The following is a 10416-nucleotide window of genomic DNA, read 5'->3' as shown; positions in this document are numbered from 1 at the left end:
AGGTCGAGGGAACCGTAATTATCTGGAGTGAAATCATGGAAAACCGAAGGAAACCTGCGTCTCTCGCCGCCACGCTCGACATAAACTGCGACTGCAAAGAATATGTGATCGACTATCTCGCCAAGAGCTTTCCTGTCCGGCTGATGGCCGTCTTCACCGACGAAAACGGCAATCCTCGCTCCGAGCCGATGAGCGACGAACATGGCGCGCCAGTATTGTGCCGATCGGCACTCGCCGCGCGCGACAGGATGATCGAACAGCTCTGCGCCTTGCCGCCGATCGCGACCGCGCTTGATGCCATCATCGAACGCTTCGGCGTCGATCAGGTGGCGGAAGTGACTGGCCGGACGCGTCGGCTCATCGTTAGCGGGGATGGCCATCAGAAACTCCAATCCCGATCGCCGCGCGCGAACGTCGCTGAAACCCAAGCATTCATGGACGGGGCCAAGCGCATCCTTGTCTTTTCCGACGCCGGAGGAACTGGGCGCAGCTACCATGCCGATCTCGCTGCGAAGAACCAGGCCCGTCGCGTCCACTTCCTGCTCGAACCGGGCTGGCGGGCTGATGCGGCAATCCAAGGGCTTGGCCGCACCAATCGTACCAATCAGGCATCAGCCCCGCTGTTTAGACCGGTAACGACCGATGTGCGGGGCGAGCGCCGCTTCATCTCGACTATTGCGCGGCGCCTCGACAGCCTCGGTGCCCTCACGCGCGGGCAGCGCCAGACCGGCGGACAGAACCTGTTCGATCCGGCTGACAATCTCGAAAGCATATACGCCAAGGAGGCGCTCCACCGCTGGTTCGGCCTGTTATTCACCGGCAAGCTCGAGGCTGTCAGCCTCGGACGCTTTCAGGAGCTGACAGGTCTCAGAATCGAAGCCCCTGACGGGTCGATGGTCGATGACCTGCCGCCGATCCAGCGCTGGCTCAACCGCATCCTCGCACTTCCCATCGCCTTGCAAAACGCGATCTTCGATGAGTTCATGGGGCTGGTCGAGGCGCGTATCGATGCCGCCCGACAGGCCGGCACACTCGACCTCGGCCTAGAGACCATCGCGGTCGAAGACTTCGCGGTCCTGTCCGACACGTTGCTGCGCACCGATCCGGGCTCGGGTGCGACCACCCATCTGCTGGAACTGGAAATCGCCAGAGTCCTGAAGCCGCTCACGCTGAAGCGGCTTGAGGAGCTTCACGGCCTCACTGGGCAGCGGCAACGGCCTGTTCGAAATGCCCGCTCAGGCCGGGTTGCCTTGTTCGTGCCCGCCCGCAGCATTCTTGCTGATGACGGCACCCGCGTTTCCCGCTTCGAGCTGCTGCGCCCGCTGAAGCGCAGCCACATCACCGAGGATCAGCTGGCTGAAAGCAGCTGGGAGGGGATCTCCGTCGACGCTTTCCGCGAAGCATGGGTAGCCGAGGTTGAGGAATCGCGGACCAGCCACAAGCGCGAGCGCCTCTATCTCGCGACGGGCCTCCTGCTGCCTGTCTGGGACAAGCTTCCTTCGGATTTCGTGAGGGTCAGTCGCATCTCGGCGGCGGATGGCCGCTCGCTGCTTGGCCGGGAGGTTCCGGTCCATTCTGTTCCGGAACTGTGCCGGGCGCTGGGTCTGGAACGCGAGCAAACGCTTTCCGCCGAAGAGATCGTCCAGACCGTCCTGACGACCGGCCGAGCCATGGAATTCGCTGGCCGTGAGCAGCTCATGGTCAAGCGCAGCCTGGTCAATGGTTCACAGCGAATTGAATTGACCGGATGGAGCGTAGCCCGCCTTGACTGGTACAAGGCCCAAGGCTGCTTTACGGAAATCATCCGCTACCAGACGCGGCTGTTCGTGCCGATCGAGGGCGCGGCGAGCGTGGTTGCCAGATTGGTATCATCCGTATAGACCGTTGCCAAATGGCATTGAGTGGCGTATATGATGCCATATGGAGATTTGCCATGCTGGCTCTGCAACCCGTTGATACTGCCGTTGCCGCTTTCCGTCCCGATCCGATTACCCAGGACGAGGCAGCTGCCATGTTCCGGGCAGTCCTCAATCTGTTCGGCAAATGGGAGCTGACTGACGAGCAAGCGGCAACGCTGCTCGACATGCCAGTGCGCTCCTATCGCCGCTGGAAGGCTGAAGGTGCCGGGCGCGTTTCGCGTGATGGGCGTGCGCGTCTCTCCAACCTCATGGGCATCCACAAGGCGCTACGTATCATCTTCTCGGAGGCGACGCGGGGCTATGCCTGGATCAGGGCAGCCAATGATGCCTTTGGCGGATCCAGCGCGCTTGATGTGATGCTCGGGGGCGAACTCACCGACATCATGCGGGTGCGCCGCTACCTCGACGCCGAGCGCGGTGGCTGGTGAGCGGAACGGCAGATATCCCGGTTTCCAGAGTTGAATGGAAGGGCGCTGTCAGGATCATCCGCAGCGCTTTTCCGCCGATCGATTTGTTCGAGGACATCGCTGATCCTGCCGACTGGTCGCTCCTGATCTCGGCGGAGCAGAAGACCAACCCTCGCATCATGGCGACGATTGGCAATCTGGACCTGGTCCCTGTCGACCGCCGCGTTGGCGGCAACGGCGCCTCCTACCTGATGGCGCCATTCACCCACGTCAGCACTGACAGGCCAAGTCGTTTTACCGATGGCAGCTACGGTGTGCTCTACGTCGGGGACCGGTTTGAAACTGCGCTGTTCGAGACCATCCACCACCATGCCCGCTTCATGGCACGGACAAAGGAAGCGCCTGGCTGGACTTCGCAGTTCCGGGAAATCATCATGGCGGTCGATGCAGAACTCCATGATCTCAGAGATGTAGAACCCGCGCCGGCGCTGGATCCTGAAAGTTACGCAGCATCCCAAGCCCTGGCTGCGAATCTCAGGGGCGCGGAATCCGACGGCATTGTCTACCCGAGCATGCGGCATCCTGGTGGGGAGTGCGTTGCACTCTTCTACCCGGACTGCGCGTCAAATCCTTTGCAGGGGCGCCACCTCGACTATCACTGGGATGGCGAGCGGGTTGACCTTGTCCGCGATGCCGGTTCGGGGGCTGTTTTCCGCATCGTCGATTTGCCGATCGATCCTGTCTGACCGCATGCGTTGGGCTTCCGGTCGAGTGCTGTAGGATCTGCGAGCACAGGGTCCGGCCAGCAGACTCAAGTCTGCGTACCAGCCTTCACGAGTTCATGAAGGGCTTTGTCCGGCGAAACCGGGCCCTTGTACAGCGGGCTACACGGTGTTTCCGCTAGCTTGGCGGAAATCGCCAGGAGGTCGTCATCATCGCCCTTTTCAAAGGCATAGGCGGCCAGCCAGAATTCGGCCTGCTTAACGAACTCACTGAGGATGCCTACGACACTCCGGTTCGCAGTCTTTGCGTACTGGACCTTGTCCATCCGCCAGACTTCCTGAGCGACGAATTCGCTTGGGACGCCGTGCTCCTTCAAAACCAGCGCCAAATGTGCCGGGAACCGTCGAGCAAGCGTGGCCGCTGGGGCTAGTGGCATAAGCACGGGAAGCAGCGTGCGCTCAGAAACCAGCAAAGCGACTTGCGGCTTCCAGAACAGCACCGTGGCATACCAATTGCCCAAGGCAGTTTCGCTTTGCCCGGGCTCAGCGATCTCGGGTTTGATCCGATCTAGCAGTTTCTTGGTGCAGTGGAGGTGGAACATGGCGGCTTAGGATAGAGCTCGCTGTCAGGCGCGTCCACCGAAGCTGCCGGCCTCACCGGAAGGATGGCACAGACCAACCAACCTCGGACCTACCAGAACCTTGCTGACACCCCTACGAGCGGCGCTGCGCAGATCGGCGCAAACTTTCTGCTTGCGTCTCTCTTACCAAGATAGAAACTGCAAAAAAGGGCACCAATTTTAGTCCTCTGGTCGCTCAGCTTGTTCAATTTGGATTTGACGACTGTATCGTCGCTGGTTCGAACGCCACTCAGGAATTTTGAAATGAAGGATTGGTTCCCATTCACGAGCTATGACTTCTATGCTTATCTGACGGCGGGAATGATCACGTTGGCGGCCGTCGATCGCGTGTTCCTTGGCTCGATGCTTGCCAGCCAAGCAAATTGGACTTTCGTCAACGGAGCCTTCTGGACTGCGGTCGCTTATCTCATTGGGCAGATCCTTGCGATCCCATCATCGGTTTTTCTCGAACACCTCCTTGGTCGGAGATGGCTGCGGGCGCCGTCGCACATACTGCTCGGGCTGGAGCCGCCACGCTTGCGAGAAACCGGCGTGCGCTGGGCGTTCGGAGCGCGCGAGTACGAACCGCTGCCTGTCGCGACCCGTAACAGCGTGCTACGCAAGGTCGCGGCCGCTCTTTCCGTGCCCGAGACTGACATGGAGGGAGAGGCTGCGTTCCACTGCGCCTTTCCTCATGCGCGGAACGTAGCCGACAGCGCAACGCGGCTCGACAACTTCATGAATCAGTATGGCATGTGCCGGAACGTGTCATTTGCATCTGCGGTGGCGGCTGGTTTGATGTTTTGGCGTTCGTCCCAGACCTGCGACCGCCTGGACTGGTTCCTCGCGATCGCCGCGGTAGTACTGGCGGTTGGCCTGTTCGGGCGCTTCGTGAAATTCTATGCGGCCTATACGCGTGAGGTCTTCCGCACCTACGACAAGGTAGTATCCGCGCCGACAATCCCGCCGCCCACGCCAAGCATGCCCTGATCGCGGACTATTCTTCATATTCCTCTGGATAGGGGCGGACGGGCAACGGTCCCCAGCCGATTCGCGGTGGCGCGTTCCAGCGCGTGGTTACGTCGCCTTCCTCGGTAGTAATGAAGCGAGCGCCCCGATGAACGAACGCACGCTCTACCGACCGTCGCGGGTGATCGGGATCTGCTTTGGCAGAGCTGCAGATCGCAGTGAAAGTCTCTTGCCCGGCGCACGGCCGTTGGGGCAGCCGCGGGCCCAGCCATCGGTCCAGCAACTCGGTCGACACGTTCCGGCGTGAGCCGTGATGTGGCACCTGAAAGCGATGGACCCCCGGCAGGAGGATGCCTGCCACCGGCGCGAAGTCCGCTGCCTCAGCCAAAGCGCCGCGACCCGCGTCCCCTGTCAGTACAATTCGCTGGCCGGCAATCACGGCGGCCTGAACGACGCTCATTTCATTTTCGGCGCTGGTTTCCTCCGGGGAAAACACCTCGTAGCCCCAGGCACCACGCGCGAAGTTCACCAGCGCGCGGCCAATTTGTGCCAACTCTTCGAGTAGACCGGCAATGGTGTTGCTTGGCTCACCCGCCAACTCCGGCGTCTTCTCCGACCGGAGCAGGCATTCGAAATAGCGCTGCGGAGTGGGCGCTAAGACGGTGAAGGCTCCGATCCGGGCACCCTGGAATGGCTCTTGAATCGGTACCCCCTTTTGGTCCGCAATCCGCTCGAGATCCGCGATGTAGGGGTAGAGCTGCTTCATCCGGCTCGCCAGCCGGTCGGCGGAATTGTAGGTCGGGAAATACGGCAGCAGCGCCTCGGAGTAGAGCCAAGGGCGCAGCATCCAAAGCGTGCCGACGTTGCAGCGTTCGACAACACCTCGGAGACCACAGGCGTGATCGCCATCAGGGTGTGTGACCACGACGTGATCGATCGGCTTGTTGTCGTAATGGGTGACGATGTGGTCGATAATCCTCTGCGTCATCGCGTCGAATCCGCCGTCAACAACGTGGATCATGCGCCGGCCGCCAACTTCGTAATGGACAGTAATCGCGTCGCCGCTCTTACGGGTCTCAACGTCAAGGAAGTCTATCTCGAAAAAATCGGCCATCATCCCCTCACGGTAGTTTCAGATGGGCCAGCGTCTCTTCCCCGGCGGCGATCACTAACAGGGTCGGACTCAGCGTCTCGGCATCGCGGGCGTGGTGCCGCATCATCGTGCCGTAATCGCGGCCGGACATGCTGGCGGATTCATTCGGATGGCTGTGCCAGCTGCCGCACAGATATATCCGCCCACGAGTCTTCAGCATGAGCCGCCGTTCCTCGCCGGTCGCGCCGGCCGGGCCGAGCTGTAGCGCCGTGGGCGTCGCGGTTGATTCAGGCGGCAGCGTCGTGGCCGTCGTCACCGTTATCACCCTCGCGGCCGGGTCCCACGCGCCGTAGAGGTATCCGCCCGTCTCAGAGGGCAGCGCCTCGGCGCGTGCGACGGTGATGCGCTCGAGCGCCAGCCCTGAGATCCTGACGCTCCACTCCGGTTCCGTCGCAGGCACTAGCGTTGTAAACGGGGGCATGGGGAGCCAACGCGAGCCTGTGGGGCGAAAGCGCTGGTCTACCGGATTAATCAAGATCCCCGCCTCGGTGCGGTCGCCCAAGATCGTCGCCGTTGCAACGGAGGCATGCTGCTCGATCGCGTGCAGCGGCAAATGAATGGTCTGCGACGTACAACCGAAGCCCGCCAGCAATGGGTCGGGGCCGAGCGGATGCATCGCTTCGTGCTCGAGCCAGGCCGCCACAGCAGGGTCGTCGGATGCTGAGGCAAAAAGCGTGCGCATCATGTCGGCGAAGCTCGGTGCGCCGGGCGGCGCGACGAACGTCACACCTAAGCGCCCCTCGTGGAACATCTCGGTCCGGACGACGGTCAGATCGATCTTCTCCCGCAGTTCGTCTATGCGCAGCCGCACCCGTTCGTCGGCCGTGGCGTCCACCACAAGGCGGTTCTTGACGGCCGCGGCCAACTCGTCGACTGACATCTCGATCACGTCCCGCTGGATCGCCTCGAAACGAAGCGACATGTCGCGGACGAGTCCGTGCACCAAGTCAGACGCCGAATGGCCCTTCGACTTGTATAGGCTGGAGGTGTCCGCGGTATGCCGGGTGAGGTTATGGGGCCGCAAAAGATCATGGTCGTAGACTACGGCGTCGTCGAGGCCAGACCGGGCAAGATGGTTGAACACCGCGCTGCCGATCGCCCCCACGCCGATCAGCGCCACAGGCGGAATCGCGTCGACACCGGCAACCCAGCGGTAGAGTTCGGGGCTCCCGGGATAGTCGCCAACGATCGTCTCAACCTTCGTGTCGAGCGCCACGATTTCCTTGAAAAGATCTTGCGATACGCGGAAGGCCCGTAACTCGAGCCTTCGCGCCTCAGGATTATCGGAATAGCCGAAGAACTCGCGCATGATCGGCTCCGGCCGCCACACCCCCAGCACGACGACTAGGCCCTTGCCACCTGCGGGCTCGCGAAAACAGTTGAAGTCGACACCTCGCGACAGGAGCTCGCCGATCGCGGCATCGAAGGACTGCTCGACACCGATGCGCTTCATGCCTTCAAGCAGCTCCGCGCCCGTGCGCCAGTCGCTGAAGATCGGCTCGCTCTCAAACTTTATCTCCTTGGGCCACAGAAAGACCCAGGGAATACCGCGACGTTTGCTGTCCTTATTGCGGAAGGCTAGCCCATCTCTCATATCCTGAGGCGCGAGCACTTGCGGAAAGACGGCGACGAATCGACCATTCTCCTCCTCCATGTTGATCGCGGCTCCCATCGCATACCCGTCTCCAAGATGGGCGAGGGCATGGTCTTGGAAGAAGTGCGGGACGACCTCGCCACCGCAGGGCTGCTGATCGATGCCGAAGGGCACGGGTTCCCAACCGTCGATCGTCAGCGTTCCCGTCTTAGCGTCGCGTAGGAACTTGCGCAGCCGCTCCATCACCGCCTCGATCCCCACGCGCTCGTAGAGCGGCTGCAGGCCACCCAGCGAGAGGCAGGGGGCGGCGAGGCCGCCCGGACCGGTAGAACATAGGTGCACTAGGTCGCGAGGGAAGTCCTCGCGCTTGCACAGCACGTGCGACGGCGCCGTTTCACCGAACCGCCGCCCGTGCCGATAGACGAAACAGATACGTTCGACGTCGCGGATATCCGCGACTGGTGGGTTCACCGTCGGCTCGCTGGCGATGTCGAACTCGAGCACCTCGCCGTCGTCGCTAACGAGCAGATCAAGCGATTCCGCAACGACAGCTGCCGAGGCCTCGATCCGCCGCGCCTCCAGCCGATGGACGTAGACGCCTCCCTTGGGATCCGCCATTAGCCGTATCCACCCCCGCCGCCGACCGAGGCGCCACCACCGCCCAAACCCACGGTCGCCGGCGCAGTAGTCGCCGCCAAGCTGGGACCGGTGGCGTTGAGGTTGAAGACGACGTGCGCCGGCTTGTCGCTGGTAGCGTTGCCGCCGGTGCAACGGAATCGGGCTCGAACGGCGTCGGTCACCTCGCCGCCGGCAGCAAGAATGCGCAAATAGCGTAGTTTGGCATGGTAGGACGGCGGGGTGTTGCCGCCGCGGATCACGCGCCGGCTGCTTGCAACGACGTAGCCATCGCCGCGCTGCTCTCCCAGCGAAGCGAGCGCACCGGCCGACTCTTCAAACTCCTCGTCAATACAACCTCCATTCCACACGCGTCCGATCGAACGGCGCGAGCAATGGTGGGGAGCGATCAAGATGTGCCAGGCGAGGTGGTCAGGATTGTGAGCGTGAACTTCGCTCTCGAGACGCTCCAAAACCTCTACCGAGGTGTCACCAGCGATCAGAATGTAATTCTTCCCCCAGCTGCGCGTCACTGACCACTGGATCACCAAGCTGGTCGGATTGGATGAAGTCTGGGGACAGCCATCCTCGGCCTTGGGAATATCCCATTCGGCCGGTGTCGGTGCGAGCAGCCGTCACTCCAGTCCGGTCGTGATGGTCCCGGTCGTATGTGTAGTGGTGTCCATGATGACGAGGCGGTTACCGTCGAGATTCGCCTGCCAAGTGCCACGCAGCGCCTTGCGCCGCTTGATCTCATCAACCAGTGGCTTTGATTGGCTGGTCTCATAATGCGGATTGGCACCGTAGGGTGAGCACCAGATCTCGTCGACGATGATCTTGGGATCGCTGTCTTCCGGGTCCGCGATCCAATCCTCGGGACGGCCGCAGTGGAACAGCTCGCAGAACCCGCCGACATGGTCCTTGTCAGGGTGTGTCGAGACAAAGACGTCGAGGTGGTTGTTGCCGCATGCCTTGCGGATATCCGGCGCGAAGTCGGGCACCTCGTCGTTCGTCTCGTCCTGCGCGCTACCGACACGGTAATGGACGTCGGTCAGCACCGTCTTATGGTGCGCCTCAATTAGGATGCAGTCGCCGCACCCCGCCGCGAAAACTGTCAGCTTGTGGTCACCGCGCATTGTGGTTCCAGCTCTTTGCCATTCGAGTTACTCCAATTAGTGGCTGACCGCCGCCACGGGCTTGCCAACGCCGCGACTTCACCTTCCAATAGTAAATGCGGGTGAGCACGCGAACTCAGACATAGAATTTTCCGTGTCCGAATATCACTGCTGATCCGCTTATACCTGTTGGGGGACTTGTTTGGTGCAGCACACCTTGGAAACGATGGACGAAGAGGAGACCGACTATCTATCGGTTGACGAGGTCCGGGAAATGATCCGGCAGCTCAACCCGGTCGATGCGACCAAGATCAGCAAAACAGCGCGATGGTTCTCGCTCCGGTGCCACATTCCGGCCGAGGATTTAAGGCAGGAGGCGTTCAAGCGCCTACTCTCGGGCAGCCGGCAGGTCCGGCGCCGTGTCGAATTCGTCCGCGAGTTGAGTGGCGCGATCAAAAGTATCGCGTCGGCCGAAATCGAGGCAATCAGGAACGGCCTACGCGAAGTTCGACCTACACCCGACGGCGTGGCGGCCCCTGACTTGGTCGATCCCTCTCCGTCGCCTGAACGACTCTTGATGTCTACGCGCGATGATGGCGAGGTGTTGGATGTGATTGGCCAGCTGATCGAGGATGACGAACAACTCCAACTGCTGCTTGAGGGGATATGTGATCAAATGCGAGGTGACCAACTGGAGGATTTGCTGGGCGTCGATACGCAAGGCCTGGCCACCGCTCGCAGGCGGCTGAAGCGCAGGCTGCAGAACGCCTTTCCGAAGGGATTGGAATCATGATCGTCAACGACAAAAAGAAAGTGAGTCCCCTGTCACTGATCGACGACTTCATGGTCGATGAAATATTGGACGACCACTCCGATGTGGTAGAGGACGGCGCGCTGGAGACGATATTGAAGAGCCTCGACAAGGCCGAACTCGCGTTGCGCAAGAGCCATCTCGTCGAAATTCGTGCTCAGATCGATCGAGAGCGAAGAGATGGTGGAGTTATCAACGTCGATGCGGAACGCATGCGTGCTAAGCTGCAGGCCGCAGCCAACGACACGGCTATGAAGATGACGCTGGCGGCGCGAAACGCGATCAGTGACGGTGATGACGACGAAGCGGGACTTCTCGAGGATCTCGCGGAGCTCGAGCGGGACGCTAACCAGGAGAAGAAATGACTCCTTCAGCGACTGCTGCGGAATTGGCGCTACAGGCCCTGGGAATTACAGAGCCAGAGGAGATCGACATTGTGTCCCCCGTCAGCACCAATGGCACAGATTTGAGGTTGTGATTTAAGGAGGGTT

Annotated in this window: 11 protein-coding genes; 6 read left to right on the top strand and 5 right to left on the bottom strand. The window is 61.3% G+C overall.

The genetic code is table 11. The features are described from left to right. From AX672_RS12715 to AX672_RS12705, 3 genes are all read left to right on the top strand, one after another. Window positions 1-1880: strawberry notch C-terminal domain-containing protein (locus tag AX672_RS12715; RefSeq protein WP_066651929.1), on the top strand; the 1880-nt coding region annotated here is incomplete at its 5' end. Window positions 1881-1933: 53 nt separating this feature from the next. Beyond that, a complete protein-coding gene (locus AX672_RS12710; RefSeq protein ID WP_066651925.1) occupies window positions 1934-2347 on the top strand; it encodes an MbcA/ParS/Xre antitoxin family protein in 414 nt (137 codons plus the stop codon). Further along, a complete protein-coding gene (locus AX672_RS12705; protein ID WP_066651923.1) occupies window positions 2344-3072 on the top strand; it encodes an RES family NAD+ phosphorylase in 729 nt (242 codons plus the stop codon). Before AX672_RS12710 ends, AX672_RS12705 begins: the two co-directional genes overlap by 4 nt. 65 nt (window positions 3073-3137) lie before the next feature. Here the strand turns inward: AX672_RS12705 and AX672_RS12700 are convergent, their stop codons facing one another. Continuing rightward, window positions 3138-3650: a DUF6933 domain-containing protein gene (locus AX672_RS12700; protein WP_066651921.1), complete on the bottom strand. Its 513-nt coding sequence runs from the start codon at window positions 3648-3650 to the stop codon at window positions 3138-3140. A gap of 282 nt (window positions 3651-3932) precedes the next feature. Between AX672_RS12700 and AX672_RS12695 the strand changes: the two genes are divergently transcribed. Then, on the top strand, window positions 3933-4658 hold the full coding sequence (locus AX672_RS12695; protein ID WP_066651919.1) for a hypothetical protein: 726 nt from the start codon (window positions 3933-3935) through the stop codon (window positions 4656-4658). Window positions 4659-4665: 7 nt separating this feature from the next. Here AX672_RS12695 and AX672_RS12690 read toward each other — a convergent pair whose 3' ends face one another. The 4 genes from AX672_RS12690 to AX672_RS12675 all read right to left on the bottom strand — a co-directional run bounded on the left by AX672_RS12690 (window position 4666) and on the right by AX672_RS12675 (window position 9135). Continuing rightward, the gene (locus AX672_RS12690; protein WP_066651927.1) at window positions 4666-5751 is read right to left on the bottom strand and encodes a ComEC/Rec2 family competence protein; all 1086 of its coding nucleotides are present in this window, start codon (window positions 5749-5751) and stop codon (window positions 4666-4668) included. Window positions 5752-5758: 7 nt separating this feature from the next. Next, complete coding sequence (locus AX672_RS12685; RefSeq protein WP_066651918.1) at window positions 5759-8002, bottom strand: ThiF family adenylyltransferase; 2244 nt, start codon at window positions 8000-8002, stop codon at window positions 5759-5761. Next, window positions 8002-8550 (bottom strand): hypothetical protein, encoded by a 549-nt coding sequence (locus tag AX672_RS12680; RefSeq protein WP_202189334.1) that lies wholly within the window; start codon window positions 8548-8550, stop codon window positions 8002-8004. Before AX672_RS12680 ends, AX672_RS12685 begins: the two co-directional genes overlap by 1 nt. Window positions 8551-8634: 84 nt before the next feature. Continuing rightward, a complete protein-coding gene (locus AX672_RS12675) occupies window positions 8635-9135 on the bottom strand; it encodes a hypothetical protein (RefSeq protein ID WP_066651912.1) in 501 nt (166 codons plus the stop codon). A 181-nt stretch (window positions 9136-9316) separates the two neighbouring features. Between AX672_RS12675 and AX672_RS12670 the strand changes: the two genes are divergently transcribed. Together AX672_RS12670 and AX672_RS12665 are read left to right on the top strand one after the other, a co-directional pair. Then, on the top strand, window positions 9317-9907 hold the full coding sequence (locus AX672_RS12670; RefSeq protein WP_202189333.1) for a sigma-70 family RNA polymerase sigma factor: 591 nt from the start codon (window positions 9317-9319) through the stop codon (window positions 9905-9907). Then, complete coding sequence (locus AX672_RS12665; RefSeq protein ID WP_066651908.1) at window positions 9904-10290, top strand: hypothetical protein; 387 nt, start codon at window positions 9904-9906, stop codon at window positions 10288-10290. Before AX672_RS12670 ends, AX672_RS12665 begins: the two co-directional genes overlap by 4 nt. Window positions 10291-10416 lie beyond the last annotated feature (126 nt).

The organism is Sphingomonas sp. CCH10-B3, assembly GCF_001556185.1.
Lineage (GTDB): Bacteria > Pseudomonadota > Alphaproteobacteria > Sphingomonadales > Sphingomonadaceae > Sphingomonas > Sphingomonas aquatica.
This window is presented reverse-complemented; position numbering and strand designations above follow the sequence as displayed.